This window comes from Lysinibacillus boronitolerans JCM 21713 = 10a = NBRC 103108 (assembly GCF_000772935.1).
Taxonomy (GTDB): domain Bacteria; phylum Bacillota; class Bacilli; order Bacillales_A; family Planococcaceae; genus Lysinibacillus; species Lysinibacillus boronitolerans.
Map to the genome: position 1 here is coordinate 139,780 of NZ_JPVR01000081.1, position 16,267 is coordinate 156,046.

Genomic DNA, 16,267 nt, shown 5'->3' on the forward strand with positions numbered 1-16,267 from the left:
TTCAATTCCTATAATAGTATTTTTTCTATTCTTAAAAAATAAATGAACGTTACTGATTTTTTTCTTTCCTGTTTGCTAGGAGAAGCTTTATTTTGTCAGCAAACCCAAACCAAGCTGGAATAAAGATCGACATCATCATAAACGTCAAGATTACTAATCCAATAATCACTGCCATTGCTACCTGAATCAGCGTAATAACGCCAGATGGCATTAATGCAGCAAATGTGCCACCTAAAATAACAGCCGCAGCTAAAATAACGCTTCCCATCTGTAGGCTTGTCGGAATAATTTCCTTCAGTCCTCCTTGTGCTGTTTCGTTATAGCGCATCATCAAGAAAATGGAGTAGTCCACACCAAGTGAGACAATCATAATGTACGTAAAGAACGGTACATTCCAGCTAAGCATGTCATAATCTAACAGCTGCTTCGCTATCATTTCCGTTAAACCAAGGCTGGCAAATGTCGCGATTAATAAGCTGGCATTAATAATAAGCGTTTGTAAAAATGACCGTGTGATCAACCATAAAATCACGCTAATGCCAGCAAGCATCAGTACTGCACTACGTATAAAGTCAGCTGAAGAAATTTCTTGTAAATCGATATTACTCATTGTTTTGCCTGTTAAATAGACCTCTGCATTTTGCAACAGCGAACTTTCCACATAGCTGTTTACACGATGCCTGATGTCGCGCATAATCGTCATGGCTTCTTCCTTATAGGGATTGACATCCAAAATAATCATCAATGTCGTGGCATGACGATCATCGGTCATATAGGCATTTAAGCTTTCTTGGAACTCACCCTGTAACACCTCTGTTGGTACAAAGAATGTCCCTGTTTCTTTGTCTGACAGTTCATGTAAATAGCCATTTGCATCATCTAAGCCTGCGTAAATGTCTTCTAGCCCCTCTGCTCCTTCGCCTAATCCATTGCGCAGTTCCACCATGCTATCCTGTAGGCTGATTAATTGTTGTTGTAATTGCTGTTGACCTGCTTTTACCTCAGCTAATCCTTCGGTTAAATTGTGAGAACCAGTCGTTATTTGATTGGCCCCCTGTGCTGCTGTCCCAATTCCTTGCGATAAATCACTGACACCACTTTTTAGGGTACGAGCGCCTGCTTTTAAAGTCACAATGGCTGATTGGGCATTACCTAAGGAAGTATTGGCTTGCCCAAAAGCCTGTGTTAATTGATTAAATTGGGCTGAAAGTGATACAACATCTAATGCATTTAACGAACTTAGTCCCTGCTGGGCAGTCTTTATAGTTGCTTGGATGTTGTCATCTTCTGCTGCTTCAGAGTTTGCTTGGACATACGCATGCATGGCCCCTAAAATACCTTCGAACGCTTGTTTAGAGGACGTGATTAGCTGCTCGATTTGAGAAAAAACGGAACGATATTGTTGAAAGCCCGTATCAATTTGTTGATAGGAGGTTTGTAATTGATTGAGCCCTTGCTGAAGCTCCCCAAGTCCCGCTTCTAAGGCTGCTGTCCCGCTTATTAAATCTGTAGAGCCGTTTGCTGCATTGTCTAAGCCATTCGTTAATCCTTGTAGCGCGTTGGTTAAATCACTAGCCCCATCCTGTAATTGTATAGTGCCATTAATTAAATTTTGGACACCACTGACATCTTGTTCTTCCGATAATTGCTTGGTGGCATCCTGTAGTCCTTTTTGAATGGAACCGACACCCTCCTGTGCTTCTCCTAAGCCCCCCTTTAGAGTATTTGCTTGTTCATTCACATAAAGATCAGCAATACGCTCCCCCTCTGGACGGGTCGGAGAATAGACTTTTGCTACACCAGGTGTATTCGCAATAATGCCTGTTAATTCATCTAATGCACGTAAATAATCAGTGCTTGCGAGCGATTCCTTTTGTTGGATAACAAGTGTTGCAGGTGCACTCATACCAGGCTCATAATGTTTTTCAATCAAGCTAATTGCCTGCTTCGATTCATATTTGTCATCGATTTCTACTAAATCATTATAATTAAGCTCTCCTGAATAGTGATAAATAAATGGCACAGTGAGAATACAGGCAAAGATAATGCCAACGATAGGCCTTGCAAAGGCGTTTTTCGCTAAAAAACCCCACAGCTTATTTTCCGTATGCCCTGATATAGCCTTACTTGGCCAAAACAGCTTAAAGCCAAGCAATGCCATAAAGAATGGGTTTAATGTCATCAAAACCCCTAATAAGACGCAAATGCCAATCGCGATTCCACTAACACTTTGATATAAGGTGAATTTTGAAAAATACAGCACCGTAAAGCCTATTAACACAGATGAACTGCTCAGTAATACGGTTTTGCCTGCGGTTCTGTAGGTGTTTTGTATCGCCTTTAAGACATGATTCGTTTTAGCCAATTCCTCTTTAAAGCGAGTAAACAAAAGAATATTGTAGTCTGTACCAATCCCAAATAATATGACGACTAAAAATACTTGTGTAAAATTAGAAAACGGAAAATTCCAGTAATTAGCAAGTAAGGCGATGATGGATAATGATACAGCATAAGCCACCCCTACTGTTAAAAGCGAGATCAATGGAATAATCGGTGAACGGAAAATCATCACTAATATGGCAATGATAAAGACAACTGCAATAATTTCAGTCTTTTTCACACCCTCTTGTGTTGTGGAAGAGAAATCATCCATCACAATATCGGCACCTGTTACATATGTATCCATTGGTAAATCTTTTACTTCCGCCTTTAATAGCGTTGCCGCTTCACTCGCTGTACCGATCTTTCTATCGATTGACAATTGTGCCATGACGGTTGTATGGTCTTTACTAACCAATTGATTCGCCGCCTGCTCACTGTCTGTATGGAAGAGCGCATTTGTTATCTGAAGCTTTTTTGTGTTTAAATGATGAAGGACCCCTTCGATTGCCGAATAATCAGCAGCTGTTAAACCCTTTTCTTGATGAAATACATAGACAAACGAATAGGTATCCTTCCCTTCGTTTTGAATATCATTTAACAGCTCTGTGCCAATGACGCTCTCTAAATCACTAGGCAATGTGATTTGCCCTTTATCTAGTACAAGTTTTTCAAGATTAGGCATTACCATCAGCATCACGATAACTGTTATCACCCAAAAAACAGGACTCAATATCCATGACTTTTTCATGCTTTTCTTCCTTTCCAATTTGAACTGACTATACTGTATATCAAGAAAGGAAGAGCAAGATATAGACAGATGATGTGATCTGTAAAAATTCAGACAAAAATGCAAAATTGTAAAAAAGGTGATCCGTATGAAAAAAAGTGAAAAAACAAAAAGGCAATTAGCCAGTGTCTTAAAAGACTTAATGGTGCTCAAGCCATTAGAAAAGATATCCATCCAGGAAGTCATGGAGAAAGCACAATTGAATCGACAGACGTTTTACTATCACTTTGAGGATATATATGATTTATTGAAGTGGACATTAGAGCGAGAGGCAATTGAGTTATTGGATGATTATAAGGATGAAAGCCTTTGGCAAGAAGGCTATCGAGATATAATATTATACTTAGAGAAAAATCGAGCGTTTGCGCTTAATGCTATTAACTCCATGGGCCATGAGCATTTTAACCGCTTTTTCCATCAAGAAATATATAGCATTATTGAAGATTTCGTGAAACAAATTGCGGAAATGTGTCAAGAGATGGAGAAAAAATATTTGAGTTTTGTGACGCATTTTTTCACCGTATCCATTACGGCTGTGACCATTAGCTGGCTACAGGGAGAACTTGATTTTTCCGTCGAAGAGCTTATTCAAATGGTGGATCGGTTCTTAAGTGACCACTTAGAAGGAACGAAAACACTATATGGCGTAAATAATACTAGCTGTCTCAAGGCAATTGATTAAAGAAAAGGAAGTGCTACTATGAATGCTGAATTGGTGATGCAGGAGCTAGAGGCTCTGGGCAAGGAACGAACGAAAAAAATGTATATGTCAAATGGCGCTCACGAGCCGTTGTTCGGTGTGGCAACAGGTGCAATGAAGCCTATTGCGAAGAAAATTAAAATCGATCAGGCTCTAGCAGAAGAGCTTTATGCTACCGGTAACTATGATGCCATGTACTTTGCTGGCGTCATAGCAGATCCAAAAGCCATGACTGTGGAAGATTTTAATCGATGGATCGAGGCAGCTTATTTTTATATGCTGTCGGATTATGTAGTAGCGGTCACTTTAGCGGAGGCACCGATTGCTCAGGAAGTGGCGGATGCGTGGATTGCCAGTGGTGAGGAATTGAAAATGTCTGCGGGCTGGAGCTGCTATTGCTGGCTATTAGGGAATCGCAAGGATAGCGAATTTTCCGAGAGTAAGCTAGCTCAAATGCTGGAAATCGTGAAAAATACCATTCACGATGCACCCGAACGCACAAAATCGGCCATGAATAATTTTTTATACACGGTAGCTATTTCCTATGTGCTGCTCCACGAACAAGCAGTGGCAACCGCACAGGCGATAGGTCCTGTGGAAATGAAACGAGACAACAAAAAAAGCACGCAGCTCAATGCGTATGAAATGATTCAAAAGGAAGTAGAACGAGGCAGAATTGGCTTTAAGCGTAAATATGTGAGATGTTAATCATCGCACTTAAAGGCATCGATCCTATAAGGATGGATGTCTTTTTTTTACTCGAAAAAACAATGAATTATAATATATTTTTATTGAAAAACGATAAATTTTATTTTAAAATCAATATACTACTACCAGTGAGGTGTTTTTAAATGAAACATAAAAAGGGGTCAACCATTTTCCTAAAGAGCGTCATTATTCTGCTTGGTATACCAGTTTTAGCTTTAGGTCTGTTTTGGCTACCTGAGATGGCCAGCCGGGATGTTGCTGCACATCCAGAATCGTCCTATTTGTCCTATCTTTTTTTAATCTATGTGTATGTTTTATGCATTCCCTATTATGCTGCATTGTATCAAGCTTATCGCCTCTTAACGAACATCGACCAGCATAAAGCGTTCTCTAAATCATCTGTACGGGCTTTGAGAACGATCAAAAATTGTGCTCTCACTATTTTGCTCGGCCTTGTGCTAGGCATTGCAACAATTATGATGATGTTTACTGGCAAGGAAGATATTACAGGAATTATTGCGCTGACACTCATCAGCATCTTTGTAACCAGTACGATTGCAACCTTTGCAGCCGTTCTGCATCGACTGCTCCAAAAGGCCATTGATCTCCAAAGCGAAAATCAATTAACCGTATAACAAAATGGCACTAACCAATCTGGACGGTTAGCGCCTTTTTTTGTTTCAAAAATATCCGCTAAAACTAATTTCCTATAAAAACATGTCATAATTCTCTTTTTAACAGTATAATAATTACATATTTTATGAATAGGAGGATTTATATGAAGAAATTGGTTTTATTAATGGCAATGCTTACATTATTTTTCACCACAGCCTCTATTGCGAGCGCACATCCAGGGCGTTTAGATAGCAATGGTGGTCACAATTGTTCTGACAAATCAAAGGCTAAAGGGCTTTGTTCAGGCTATCATTATCATAATGGCAATGGTGGCAATAATGCAGGGTCTTCTTCAGGCGGTCAAAGTTATTCTGCGCCAACACCTAAAGCAACTGTAGCACCTGTATTAACAAAGGTTGCTGTCTATTTAAATGACGTGAAGCAAAATTATACGCCTGGCGCTTATATGAAAAATGGCACAACCTTAGTGCCGATGAAGGCGATTTTTGAATCTCTAGGGGCAACGGTTAGCTATGATAATGCAACGAAAAAAGTAACGGCAACAAAGGACAGTAAAAAAATTGTGATTGGTGTGGGGAATAAAACGGCTTATGTTGATACAAACGGTTCTGCATCAACGATCACACTCAGCCATCCTGCTGAAATATATCAAGGTACAACAATGGTGCCTTTACGCTTTGTCAGTCAAGCACTTGGCGCAAATGTAACATTTGATGAGGCAGCACTTGTTGTTTATATCTCAACTAAATAATGGACAAGCCTTAAGCAGTATGCTCCTACAAGGTGCTGCTTTTTTTATTGTTACTTAAAGTTAAAATCATACTTCTTGTTGATTTTACCAGCAATCGTTTCTAGAAATAAAGCCACGGTCATATTCTCGACTTCATTTGTATACCATGCTAGTTTAGCGCCATAGTTCTTTTTATTATAATTTACTTCTAATGGCCAGAAATTTTTTGTTTTATACGTATAATCAAATTTTACATAGAGTTGCTTACCATCTGGACATTCCATCACCACCTGGTATAATGGATTTTTTCTTTCTTGTTCAAACTTTACTTTTCTTATTTTGGTCAACATCAAAAACCCCTCCTCTCTTCTACTACATTCGACAAAAGTTTGAAAAAACCTTTATTCAACGAAAAAGGATAAAGCTCATGATGACATAGGAGCTTTATCCTGCACAATTAGTTGGCTATAAATTTGTCGTAATAGCGTTTCAGCATAGTCGCCATTTGCTCTCTTGTTAAGGCGCCTGCTGGATTCATGTTTTTACTTCCATCGCCTCGGATAATGCCTTCGCTAATAGCCCACTCCCAAGCCTCTTTATGGGCTGCTCCCACTTCTCTGCTTGTTTGTAAACTAGCTTTTTCAGCTAGTAAGCTTTTCAACGTCTCTATTTCTTGTTTTAGCTCATTATATTGTGACACTGTTAATCCCTCCTCAAGCGCATTTTTAATATCTTGCTGGAACTGTGCTTCTGTAATCCCCATACTTTTTAAATAGTCAAAAGGATCTTTGTGCGAAGTGCCTCCTAGATTTTCCGCAATCCATCGATGTGACTTAATGCCGTTGCCGCTACCATCTAAAACAGCGGGAATCCCTGCCTCTAGAGCAAGCTTACGTAACAGCCAAATATAAGCCGCATAGTCCTTTTTAAATTGTTCCTTATCAGCCGTCCTTGCCAATTCCACCTGGGCATAGCTATACGGATTTCCCTTTGGTCCACAGCCATATTGCACGCGATTGACTGGGGCTACTTGTACGATTCTTCCGCCACCGCCTACCCAGTGAGAGACAAAGGCATTGGCTTTATTTCGATTCATGTAGGCAATTTCGTTTTCCAATGCATTTGGACCTGTATTGCTGCCATTACCTGATTCATGCGCTACAACGTATTTTACTGCCGTGAGTTCCTGATTTGGTAGCCCTGACATGATCTGTTTTTCAATAACATAACTCATGTTGCACCGTCCTTTCCTATTATTTTTTAGCGATTGACGCTATGTTATTCTTTTCTTCTTTAGGTTTTTTTAGGGTAAACAACAGATGATTTGAGGTTCCTTTCGAGGCTTATCAGCTTCTGTTCGTGCTTAAGGCTACTGCGATCGTTTCACCTCTCTTTCCTCGAAGCTATGAAGTGTGAATGTCACAAAGACATCCACTTACTATTAGTAAATGCTCACACAAAAGTGTTTTCTAGTTAGTTGTGCTCTTTTACTATTTTTTCATTATGATTTTATAACCTCTTTTCTCGATTCCAAGCATTGACAAAGTATTGTTACCTATAGTATTTTAGATCTTCTAAAATATTGAAAGCGAGGAAAGAAAGTGTGCAGGCACTAGAGATTATTCGTCAATTACCAAGCTTACATGGCTTTACACAGCTAGTGAAAATTAACAAAGGCTATTCACCTGATAGCAAGTATGTCGTAACAGTTGGTGAAACGCGCTATTTGGTGCGCCTGTCAGATCTAGCACATCATGACAAACGTGCAGTAGAGTTTTCCTTGCTCCAAGAGTTAGCAAAGCAGGGTGTAAGAACACATAAAGCAGTTGACTATAACTTGTTTCAGGAAGCCAACGTCTCCGCAATGGTCGTTAGCTTTTTAGAAGGCTCGCCTGCCGATGAAATCATTCAGGAACATTCTGACTCTGAGCAATACCACCTCGGTCTTGCGGCGGGAAAGGAATTGAGAAAAATACATCAAGTGAGCCCTCCACAAAAAATTCATTGGGAGACAACGCAGCTCAAAAAGTTTTCTACCTATTTGAAGGCATACCAACAAGATGCCTATCAACTGCCACAAGAGGCTAAACTATTGCGCTTTATTCATGCAAACTTACCACTGTTAAAGCAACGCCCCATCACCCTGCTTCATGATGATTTCCATCTCGGTCACATTATTTGTAAGGGACATACTTACAATGGGGTGATTGATTTTAATGGCTATGATGTGGGTGATCCTTATCATGACTTTTATAATCTTGCCTTGTTTAGTAGACGACAAAGTATCCCCTTTTGTATTGGGCAGATTGATGGCTATTTTTCATCTGCACCAGACGATCTGTTTTGGCGGTTATATGCTCTCTATGCAGCCATGACTGTCTTTTCAACCATTGTTTGGACTCGTCACTATGATCCACGCTCCTTTGACGATGCGTTGGAAAGAATTCACATGATTTTACTGGATCATGATGACTTTTCATCGATTAAACCATCATGGTATGCGAAGAATTTATTCACTCCGTAAGAGGGCTAATATTTTTTGCCGCTCTGCTGCAAAATCAATTGTTGGCTGAGATTTTGGTTCCTCCTCACCACGCTGCTGCAACCACTTCGGAATGATTTCCAGTCGTCTGGCTTTAGAAGGTGGTGACGCTTGCTGCTTGCGGGCTTGAAAACGCTGCTGCTCGATAGCAATATCTGCAAAACTCTTTATGTTCTGATCGCACCAATTTTGTAAGATGCTCTCTACATACCGCCAGCGTAAAACATTATGCTCCACCGCTAGCTTCATCGCATAGATGACCATGTCCTCTGAGAAAATAGTGAGCCAATGACGAATTTTACTAGCAATGTAGGCTGTTAGCGTGCCAAAGCCTTGTTGTGCATAAAAGTGGTAGGCAGTGCTAGTAGACTCCTTATCATCATTATCTTTTAGTAATTGATTATTTAGTAAATTATTATTTAGTAGTGTGGGCTTTTCCGTCGATGGTACGACCGTTGACGAATTTCCCGTTGACGGTATAGCAGCACGTTTTGATGCTTCATAGACGAAAAATTCTACCCTACCGAATTTGCCGTCTTTTCCTCGTTCCTGCACTTTTTGAAGATAGCCCGCCTCTATGAGTTCGTCCAAAATTTTGGCTGTCGCTTCCCGTCCACATTTACTACGTATTGCTAAATCTGCAAGACTAAATGACCAATCATCTGGTAAAGACAGCATATAGGCAAGCAGCCCCTTTGCTTTCCAGCTTAATTGCTCATCATTTAAAAATGCTTTATCCAAAACAACAAAATTCTCCTTTTTGGCTACTCGATAAATCATGATGATCCCTCTTTCCATCTAATGTCCTTTCTAACTATATAAAGAAAATTTTTAAAAAAGGGACATAAAAAGAAAAAAAAGAACATGCCATGAAGCATGCCCTTTTCAGCAGGTGAAAAGAATTTTTTAGCGAATTCCTACAATATTTAGATGGAAATATAATCATGATCTGTAATGGGTAATGCAAGCAGAAGCGAACAATTGCTTCTGCTGTTTTATTTATAAAGCTCTTTATAGACGATGACTTTTAAAGCTGCAATCTCTTCATCAGATAATTTGCCCTCCACCATTTGCAGAGCTTCTTCCTGCGTCATCGAGCCATCCTGCAATTTCACACGCATGTCGTTCAAATCGGTAATGCCCACTTTTTGAATTAAGACTTTCGTTGCCTCTTCTTTTGTCGTAAACGGTAATGTACTGCTATCGACCGTTTTCGCCTCTTCCATATAGGCTTTTAATTGTGGGTCATTTTCAATGGTATTTTTGATTTCTTCCTTTTGTCCGCTATTTTCCAATTCTGTCGACAAGGTATCTACAATTTTTTCAGAGGCAAATTTTGTGCCGAAATGTAGCACACCATACCCTACTACACCAACGAATATAACAATTACCACTAAAAATTTAATCAATCTCAACTATGCTCACTCCTTTATACACGTTCATCATACTATATGGAGCGGGTGTTGAGAAACAATTCTCCCTAGAAGTTATGTAAAAAAACCCCATCTATGAAGATGAGGCTTATTTAACGTATTTCAAGTACTTCCGCACAAATTCTACAATGTAGAGAACTTCTTCTTCTGTCATCGCTAACAGCTTGCAAACACGTTGTAGTCTAGCAGGCAATGCTAATTGCTGGCGTACCTGATGAATATACATATATTTGCATTTCCGTGGATTTACTTTGTCTCGTATTTGCTTATATCGTAGGTAAGCATAGCGGGCAAAGGCGTTGAGCATCTCCCGCTCCTGCTCATCACGCTCCCTCTTTTTAGCAGCCTCATCAATGATATCCGTGTCAAATATCTGTGTACCATCTGTTAATTGCATAGTACCACCTCTCTATTGCAAATGTACTCCCTTCTATTAAATGCAACAAAAAAAGCCACACCTAGGGTAGATGTGACACATTTTATGATTTTTATATGTAACGCTTGGTGGATAGCCTGTAAAATGTGGTGGATGATGGATAGAAACGCTTAGATTGGATTGCTCTTTCAAATCGATGGATAGAATGCTAATTTTGACGGATACAATATCTAATCTGACGGATACATTGCTTATTTTGATGGATAGAAACGCTTAGCTTGGATTGCTCTTTCAAATCGATGGATAGAATGCTAATTTTGACGGATACAATATCTAATCTGACGGATACATCGCTTCTTTTGATGGATAGAACCGCTTAGATCGGATTGCTCTTTCAAATCGATGGATAGAATGCTTATTTTGACGGATACAATGTCTAATCTGACGGATACATCGCTTCTTTTGATGGATAGAAATGCTTAAATTGGATTGCTCTTTCAAATCGATGGATAGAATGCTTATTTTGACGGATAAAATATCTAATCTGACGGATACATCGCTCATTTTGATGGTTAGAAACGCTTAGATCGGATTGCTCTTTCAAATCGATGGATAGAATGCTTATTTTGACGGATACAATGTCTAATCTGGCGGATACATCGCTCATTTTGATGGATAGAAACGCTTAGATTGGATTGCTCTTTCAAATCGATGGATAGAATGCTATACCTGACGGATACATCGCTTATTCTGATTGATGGCTGCTATTAGCTTCATAGATAATACGCAAAGATTGCTACAATAATATTTGGTATTGCTAATAGTAACGCGTTATTCATGAGGAGATTGCGTTCGTTTCTGTCTTCATTTGTTTCTGTTGCGAAATTGGCGCGCATTCTATCGCCGCTTGCCATGGCTCCTGACATTAACATGGCAGAAATGAGGAAAATTCCACCGAGTAGCCCTGAAATCAAATGGGCTTCCTCTTTACCCCATATGAGAATGGAGCCTATAACACCTAGAATGGACAATATGGTGCCAATGCCTATATACTTCATTTTCAGCCCCCCTTAGTTTATTATACGGCTAACGGCTCTTTTTCGTTTCAATAAACCCCTATTTACCTATACAAAATTTTTCCTTTTCCAGTAAAATAACTAGGTGGAGGGAGGCTATGCAAATGAAAGACAAGATAAGAGCATTAACGAAAATGACCTTAGATGATTTGGTACATAATAGATATGAGAAACTTCAACAAGAGAAGATATTAACAGAGGACACTGCTATTTTTCTGCAGGAGGTTTTCGCCTTGCAAGGTACCTTAACATGGCCACTGGATGAAGCTTCCGTAGATATTGATGTGTATGAAATGGATGACCAAAATTGCTTTATAACAGAAATTCGCTATTTATGGTTTGATGATGAAGAAAGTGCTGTGGTTCTTTTTTGTAAGGCCTATACAAATGCAGATCAAACAGAGATCACCGCTTTTATGATTGATACGGTTGATGCCTAGTATAGTATCCTCGCCAAACGTTCATAGTAAGTATGGTGTGAAACTCACGCCGAATCATACGACGGAGGGATCAATTTATGAATGGAATTCGTGAAGGTTTAATCCCCACTATACTCGGGTCAGCTGTTACGGCGGCAGGCTATGCAATGAAGCAAAAACATGGTTCTAACAAAATGGTGGCCAATACGATTTTTGGCTTTGGCTTAGCGCACATTGTGTTAGGCGCGATTGACCTGGTAGAGCATCGTCGTTAACAAGAGAAGGGCACGCAATGTGCTCTTCTTTTTTTGTATTTTTTTCTATTAAATGCTAACATTGTCATAAAAGCTTAAGGAGTACAGTGATGGCGACAATAGAAGATTTTATAGCACTTGATATACGAATCGGCACGGTACTAGAGGCGGAGGAACTACCAAAGGCTCGGGTTCCTGCGATTAAAATGAAAATTGATTTTGGTGAAGAGCTGGGCATTAAACAGTCTTCCGCACAAATTACGAAGCGTTATACACCCGAAGTCATTATTGGGAAGCAAGTAGTGGCGATTGTTAATTTCCCACCACGTCGCGTTGCGGGTTTTAAGTCAGAGGTACTAGTCATTGGGGGTGTACCTGTGGAGGGCGATGTAATTCTGTTAACGCCCGATCAGCAGCTACCCAATGGAACGAAAATACAGTAAAGCCTCTCGCATTACGCAAGAGGCTTCTTTTTCTGAAGCGGTATCCAGATTTCACTTGTAAAGGTTGGTGAGGAAAAATCCGTGCTTGAATGGCGCACAATTTCTGGACCAGCAACCTGTTCATAGCCAGATGATGGGAACCACTCCGCATAAATGCGCGCCCATGTTTCCTGCAGTGTTTGGGGGAATGGTCCAACAGCTTCAAAGACAGCCCATGTACAAGCGGGTACATCCAGCTGTGAAAAATGGGGAGACGTTTCGGTTGTGGCTACGCCGATATAATGATCAAGCTCGCCCTTTTCCTCCATTCTGCCCTCGGAAAAGTGAGTGGAGGCTTGGATGATTCCTGTTGGTTCTACATTCGATAGCTTTTTTAGGTGCCCAATATCCTCCATTGTTAATGAACGTGCCATTTCAGTTATCGCTTGATTTTCTCCTTGAAAAACGATGGGTACTCTTTTCATAAGACCAACGATGTGAAACGCTTCTTTTTGTTCGAGTCGGTAATTCATTTCACAACCTCCTTGTATGGTAAGTTGGAAGGTCATTCGTGGAAAAGCTTTTAGGTGCTGACCATTTTGCCTCGCCTCTGATGGTGTGATGCCATGCATTTGCTGAAAGGCTCTTGTAAATGCATCTGCAGAGCGATAGCCATAACGAATCGCGATATCGAGAATTCTCATAGATGAATCTGATAGTTCCAGTGCAGCAAGCGTCAGACGCCTGCGACGAATATACTCGGACAGCGGGATGCCTGCTAGAAAGGAAAACATACGTTTAAAATGATATTCCGAGCAATAAGCTAATCTCGCAGCCTCTTGCACATCAATTTCCTCCGTTAGATTGGCCTCGATATATGCAATCGCCTCATTCAACCTTGTTAAAGAATCCACTTCTATCACCTTCCTTATCTTTACTTTAGCAGGAATAGTAGCCCTCCATCCGACAATTGGTGCCCCATTTAGTCGCCTTCCAAAAAATAATCTATCGAACAGGCAGATAACTAGTTTTTGAAGCTACTTTCACATACATATAATAGTGTAAAGCTAATTTTAGCCTTACACCTCCTGACTTGATACTTAGGGTCACTGCTCGCACAGTGGCCCTATGAAAATAAAAGATCATTGTGTCGCATCATAATTTCCGTTACAATATTTGTAAAAATAGTCTATTGAGCTGGAGGCAGCAACATGGATCGTCTTTTCCAGTGGTACAAGTATTTAAAATACATACTCCTTCCTATAATTATTTTAAAATACTTACAAGGTGAGGGTGTACAGAATGTGCATCCTCTCATCATTCTTGAATATGCTCTCCTATTTGGGGTGAGCTTTTTACTCATTATTCTACAGGACTTTTTCGCTATTAGTAAAAAAACAAAATTCCTACTGCGACTCATCATACTGATTATTTTACTGTTTTTGGCTATAACTGCCATTGTCTATCAAGCGATAATGTCTATTATTTTTTCAACCCTACTACTAGGCGTGTTAGGTATGATACTTTATTTTCAAAGAAAAGATGAAGGAGGACAATAAAATAAATGGTCAATAGTAAGCGATTACTTTTAATCATCGGTTGGGTCAATGTGGTAGCTGCCCTTCTCCTATTCCAAGCATTTTGTGGGCTGATGGCGATCTGCATGGGCATCGTACTTAAAAAGGATTATCAAGCACCAACCCATGGGCTAGTCTTGATAGGAGTTGGTATCGTAAGTACGGTTATAGGTTGGATGCTCAATCATTTCTATATGTAAAAATGACCAAGAACCTAGATTCTTGGTCATTTTATAATTAGCGATAACTATGATGTGTTGGTTCAAATAATGCTTCATCGGCGTTTCGCACAAGTGAGAAATGATCCACATTATAATGGCCATGCAGGATGTCGTTATGGTGTGCAACTGTATCTTCTGGTGATAAGTATTGGGAACCATTTGTTGAATGGCCATCTCCCACCAATGTGACATCAAAGCCCTGAATAGTTGCTGCTCTAACTGCTGTATCCACGCAATGCTCGGTTTTGCAGCCCATCATCACCAAATGCTCTACCTCATTGGCCTGTAAATAATCGAGTAAGCCTGTCTTATAAAAAGCGTTCGTAGCCAGTTTATCAAAATAAACAGCGGTAGTAGGTCCTTGGATCGCTTGATGTACCTGAAAGCCTTTCCCTTCTCCACCAGCTACATCCCGATCACGCACAAAGATAATATGTGCCTCTGCCTCAGTAGCTTTTTGAATAACGGCATTGATTGTTTTAAGCAATTCATCCTTGCGATAGACGGCTTGTTCATCCTGATTCCCCTCGATTAATTCTTGCTGTGCATCAATGATCACTAGTGCTTGCTTCAAAAGCATCTCTCCCTTATCGTTTGCTAACAATATTTTACCATTAATCGTTATTGTCTGATATGCATTATTTTTTAACTTTTGAAACCGTCATGCCATCCCCAATTGGTAAAAGAACCGATTCCAGTTGGGGATGATTAGCCACTGTAACATTGAATTTTTTCATGATGGCTGTATAACGCTTGGGTGCTGCCTTGGGGTCTGCTACACTGCCTCCCGCTAGGACATTATCTGTCACAATGAATGCACCAGGGCTTGCTAGCTGAATACAATAGGCTAAATAATTTTCATAGTTATCCTTATCTGCATCAATGAAGAAGAAATCAAAACGCTGTCCTTCTGCTACAAGCTTTTCAAGGCTTTCCAATGCAGGACCTGTCATATACGTAACTTGCTCGGCAAAGCCTGCCTTCGCAAGATTGTTGGCAGCCAGTTGTGCATATTTTTCCTCTAACTCCAGGGACGTCAATGTGCCCTTCTTTTCCATTCCTCTCGCCAGACAAATACCACTATAGCCGCCAAGAGCGCCAATTTCTAAAATAGCCTTAGCCCCAGTCATCGACGCAAGCATCGTCAACAGCTTTCCTGATGATCGAGACACAGAAATAGCAGGCATACCATTTTCGGCAATAGAGGACAGGACATCCTCTAATGTGGCATCATACTGATAAAATACCTCATCCATATAGTTATTTATTTGTTTCATGTGCGTTATCTTCCTCTTGTAGACTGTCGTTGGTTTCATCTTCTTGAATATCAAACAACTGACTAAATTCTTGAATAACCATATCGATGGCTTTTAATTCACCTACTAAAATTTGCTGAATGGATTGAAACTCTGGCTGTTCTAATTGCTGTTTAATGGTAGCTCGCTTCACATGCAGCATCTCTAAAAATGAAATCGCTTTGCCGCGGCGGAACGTTTTCGCTCCTCGCTGTGGTGCGCCTTCCATGCCTCTGTGGCGTCCTCCACGGTGGTGTCCCTCTCTCATATGCTCTCTAAATCCAGATCCTCTCATTTCAAAAACACTCCTTTTGTATACGTTTGTATACATTAATTTAAATACATTGTATACAAACGTATACAAGTTGTCAATTAAACATAATGCTTTCATGCTCCAACATATGTTAGACAATAGGGTAGATGTATCGAAATGGAGGTAAGACAAGTGAAAAGGGTTATAAAATATGTGTTGGGCATCGGGACATTATTGATACTGTCAGGCATATTTTTGATTGGGGCACAATCTCACTATAATCAGAAGGAAATTAAAATTGCCAGTAAGCTATGTCTCGAAAATGGCGGACAGCCCACTATCATACGCGATTATTTGGCTTTGAATTACTCCTTTTCATGTCAGAAGAACTGAGGTAGTACATATATGGATGGTGACCTGCGGTAAATGTCATGCTAGAAGATCGAGTAAATTTCA

Annotated in this window: 21 protein-coding genes; 10 read left to right on the plus strand and 11 right to left on the minus strand. The window is 40.0% G+C overall.

What is annotated here, in order from left to right:
• Window positions 1-49: 49 nt before the first annotated feature.
• Window positions 50-3,130 carry an MMPL family transporter gene (locus CD31_RS21230; protein ID WP_036080968.1) on the minus strand — a complete coding sequence of 1,027 codons (3,081 nt, stop codon included), beginning with the start codon at window positions 3,128-3,130 and terminating at the stop codon, window positions 50-52.
• 127 nt (window positions 3,131-3,257) lie between these two features.
• Here CD31_RS21230 and CD31_RS21235 point away from each other — a divergent pair, with 127 nt between their 5' ends.
• The 4 genes from CD31_RS21235 (at window position 3,258) to CD31_RS21250 (ending at window position 5,964) form a co-directional block, all read left to right on the plus strand.
• Window positions 3,258-3,851: a TetR/AcrR family transcriptional regulator C-terminal domain-containing protein gene (locus tag CD31_RS21235; RefSeq protein WP_036080971.1), complete on the plus strand. Its 594-nt coding sequence runs from the start codon at window positions 3,258-3,260 to the stop codon at window positions 3,849-3,851.
• A gap of 18 nt (window positions 3,852-3,869) precedes the next feature.
• The gene (locus CD31_RS21240) at window positions 3,870-4,577 is read left to right on the plus strand and encodes a DNA alkylation repair protein (RefSeq protein WP_036080975.1); all 708 of its coding nucleotides are present in this window, start codon (window positions 3,870-3,872) and stop codon (window positions 4,575-4,577) included.
• 143 nt (window positions 4,578-4,720) lie between these two features.
• Entirely contained in the window at window positions 4,721-5,212 is a 492-nt protein-coding gene (locus tag CD31_RS21245; RefSeq protein WP_036080978.1) for a DUF2975 domain-containing protein, read from the plus strand.
• A gap of 143 nt (window positions 5,213-5,355) precedes the next feature.
• On the plus strand, window positions 5,356-5,964 hold the full coding sequence (locus CD31_RS21250; protein WP_036080981.1) for a copper amine oxidase N-terminal domain-containing protein: 609 nt from the start codon (window positions 5,356-5,358) through the stop codon (window positions 5,962-5,964).
• Window positions 5,965-6,014: 50 nt separating this feature from the next.
• On the opposite strand, the gene CD31_RS21255 is transcribed toward CD31_RS21250, so the two are convergent.
• Entirely contained in the window at window positions 6,015-6,293 is a 279-nt protein-coding gene (locus CD31_RS21255; protein ID WP_036080983.1) for a hypothetical protein, read from the minus strand.
• A 107-nt stretch (window positions 6,294-6,400) separates the two neighbouring features.
• Complete coding sequence (locus CD31_RS21260; protein ID WP_036080984.1) at window positions 6,401-7,177, minus strand: N-acetylmuramoyl-L-alanine amidase; 777 nt, start codon at window positions 7,175-7,177, stop codon at window positions 6,401-6,403.
• A 369-nt stretch (window positions 7,178-7,546) separates the two neighbouring features.
• Between CD31_RS21260 and CD31_RS21265 the strand changes: the two genes are divergently transcribed.
• Window positions 7,547-8,467: a phosphotransferase family protein gene (locus tag CD31_RS21265; protein ID WP_036080985.1), complete on the plus strand. Its 921-nt coding sequence runs from the start codon at window positions 7,547-7,549 to the stop codon at window positions 8,465-8,467.
• Here CD31_RS21265 and CD31_RS21270 read toward each other — a convergent pair.
• The 4 genes from CD31_RS21270 to CD31_RS21285 form a co-directional block, all read right to left on the minus strand.
• The gene (locus tag CD31_RS21270; RefSeq protein WP_036080987.1) at window positions 8,453-9,265 is read right to left on the minus strand and encodes a DnaD domain protein; all 813 of its coding nucleotides are present in this window, start codon (window positions 9,263-9,265) and stop codon (window positions 8,453-8,455) included. The genes CD31_RS21265 and CD31_RS21270 overlap by 15 nt on opposite strands.
• Before the next feature lie 215 nt (window positions 9,266-9,480).
• Window positions 9,481-9,900, minus strand: a complete 420-nt coding sequence (locus CD31_RS21275; RefSeq protein WP_036080989.1) for a hypothetical protein — start codon at window positions 9,898-9,900, stop codon at window positions 9,481-9,483.
• A 106-nt stretch (window positions 9,901-10,006) separates the two neighbouring features.
• Window positions 10,007-10,315 carry a hypothetical protein gene (locus tag CD31_RS21280; RefSeq protein WP_036080995.1) on the minus strand — a complete coding sequence of 103 codons (309 nt, stop codon included), beginning with the start codon at window positions 10,313-10,315 and terminating at the stop codon, window positions 10,007-10,009.
• Between the two features lie 752 nt (window positions 10,316-11,067).
• Window positions 11,068-11,352, minus strand: coding sequence for a DUF5316 family protein (locus tag CD31_RS21285; RefSeq protein ID WP_036080998.1), 285 nt, complete (start codon window positions 11,350-11,352; stop codon window positions 11,068-11,070).
• A gap of 122 nt (window positions 11,353-11,474) precedes the next feature.
• Here CD31_RS21285 and CD31_RS21290 point away from each other — a divergent pair, with 122 nt between their 5' ends.
• From CD31_RS21290 to csaA, 3 genes are all read left to right on the plus strand, one after another.
• Window positions 11,475-11,810: a DUF7668 domain-containing protein gene (locus CD31_RS21290; protein WP_244904998.1), complete on the plus strand. Its 336-nt coding sequence runs from the start codon at window positions 11,475-11,477 to the stop codon at window positions 11,808-11,810.
• Between the two features lie 77 nt (window positions 11,811-11,887).
• Entirely contained in the window at window positions 11,888-12,064 is a 177-nt protein-coding gene (locus CD31_RS21295; RefSeq protein ID WP_004228639.1) for a hypothetical protein, read from the plus strand.
• Between the two features lie 89 nt (window positions 12,065-12,153).
• Window positions 12,154-12,486 carry a chaperone CsaA gene (gene csaA, locus CD31_RS21300; protein WP_004228641.1) on the plus strand — a complete coding sequence of 111 codons (333 nt, stop codon included), beginning with the start codon at window positions 12,154-12,156 and terminating at the stop codon, window positions 12,484-12,486.
• A gap of 11 nt (window positions 12,487-12,497) precedes the next feature.
• Here csaA and CD31_RS21305 read toward each other — a convergent pair whose 3' ends face one another.
• Entirely contained in the window at window positions 12,498-13,379 is an 882-nt protein-coding gene (locus CD31_RS21305; RefSeq protein WP_036081006.1) for an AraC family transcriptional regulator, read from the minus strand.
• 297 nt (window positions 13,380-13,676) lie between these two features.
• Here CD31_RS21305 and CD31_RS21310 point away from each other — a divergent pair, with 297 nt between their 5' ends.
• A complete protein-coding gene (locus CD31_RS21310; protein ID WP_052125419.1) occupies window positions 13,677-14,024 on the plus strand; it encodes a hypothetical protein in 348 nt (115 codons plus the stop codon).
• Window positions 14,025-14,029: 5 nt separating this feature from the next.
• Entirely contained in the window at window positions 14,030-14,242 is a 213-nt protein-coding gene (locus CD31_RS21315) for a hypothetical protein (RefSeq protein WP_016993983.1), read from the plus strand.
• 37 nt (window positions 14,243-14,279) lie between these two features.
• Here the strand turns inward: CD31_RS21315 and CD31_RS21320 are convergent, their stop codons facing one another.
• The 3 genes from CD31_RS21320 to CD31_RS21330 all read right to left on the minus strand — a co-directional run bounded on the left by CD31_RS21320 (window position 14,280) and on the right by CD31_RS21330 (window position 15,853).
• Entirely contained in the window at window positions 14,280-14,837 is a 558-nt protein-coding gene (locus CD31_RS21320; protein WP_036081009.1) for an isochorismatase family protein, read from the minus strand.
• 64 nt (window positions 14,838-14,901) lie between these two features.
• Complete coding sequence (locus tag CD31_RS21325; protein ID WP_036081012.1) at window positions 14,902-15,540, minus strand: O-methyltransferase; 639 nt, start codon at window positions 15,538-15,540, stop codon at window positions 14,902-14,904.
• A complete protein-coding gene (locus tag CD31_RS21330; protein WP_026023463.1) occupies window positions 15,524-15,853 on the minus strand; it encodes a hypothetical protein in 330 nt (109 codons plus the stop codon). The genes CD31_RS21325 and CD31_RS21330 overlap by 17 nt, the downstream gene beginning before the upstream one ends.
• Window positions 15,854-16,267: the final 414 nt, after the last annotated feature.

Bases quoted from the DNA above. Each gene is read 5' to 3' on its own strand.
- CD31_RS21240 (WP_036080975.1), top strand. From the start codon at position 3,870: ATGAATGCTGAATTGGTGATGCAGGAGCTAGAGGCTCTGGGCAAGGAA.
- CD31_RS21255 (WP_036080983.1), bottom strand. From the start codon at position 6,293: ATGTTGACCAAAATAAGAAAAGTAAAGTTTGAACAAGAAAGAAAAAAT.
- CD31_RS21230 (WP_036080968.1), bottom strand. From the start codon at position 3,130: ATGAAAAAGTCATGGATATTGAGTCCTGTTTTTTGGGTGATAACAGTT.
- CD31_RS21295 (WP_004228639.1), top strand. From the start codon at position 11,888: ATGAATGGAATTCGTGAAGGTTTAATCCCCACTATACTCGGGTCAGCT.
- CD31_RS21250 (WP_036080981.1), top strand. From the start codon at position 5,356: ATGAAGAAATTGGTTTTATTAATGGCAATGCTTACATTATTTTTCACC.
- CD31_RS21315 (WP_016993983.1), top strand. From the start codon at position 14,030: ATGGTCAATAGTAAGCGATTACTTTTAATCATCGGTTGGGTCAATGTG.
- CD31_RS21280 (WP_036080995.1), bottom strand. From the start codon at position 10,315: ATGCAATTAACAGATGGTACACAGATATTTGACACGGATATCATTGAT.
- CD31_RS21325 (WP_036081012.1), bottom strand. From the start codon at position 15,540: ATGAAACAAATAAATAACTATATGGATGAGGTATTTTATCAGTATGAT.
- CD31_RS21330 (WP_026023463.1), bottom strand. From the start codon at position 15,853: ATGAGAGGATCTGGATTTAGAGAGCATATGAGAGAGGGACACCACCGT.
- CD31_RS21285 (WP_036080998.1), bottom strand. From the start codon at position 11,352: ATGAAGTATATAGGCATTGGCACCATATTGTCCATTCTAGGTGTTATA.
- CD31_RS21270 (WP_036080987.1), bottom strand. From the start codon at position 9,265: ATGATTTATCGAGTAGCCAAAAAGGAGAATTTTGTTGTTTTGGATAAA.
- csaA (WP_004228641.1), top strand. From the start codon at position 12,154: ATGGCGACAATAGAAGATTTTATAGCACTTGATATACGAATCGGCACG.
- CD31_RS21310 (WP_052125419.1), top strand. From the start codon at position 13,677: ATGGATCGTCTTTTCCAGTGGTACAAGTATTTAAAATACATACTCCTT.
- CD31_RS21290 (WP_244904998.1), top strand. From the start codon at position 11,475: ATGAAAGACAAGATAAGAGCATTAACGAAAATGACCTTAGATGATTTG.
- CD31_RS21260 (WP_036080984.1), bottom strand. From the start codon at position 7,177: ATGAGTTATGTTATTGAAAAACAGATCATGTCAGGGCTACCAAATCAG.
- CD31_RS21235 (WP_036080971.1), top strand. From the start codon at position 3,258: ATGAAAAAAAGTGAAAAAACAAAAAGGCAATTAGCCAGTGTCTTAAAA.
- CD31_RS21245 (WP_036080978.1), top strand. From the start codon at position 4,721: ATGAAACATAAAAAGGGGTCAACCATTTTCCTAAAGAGCGTCATTATT.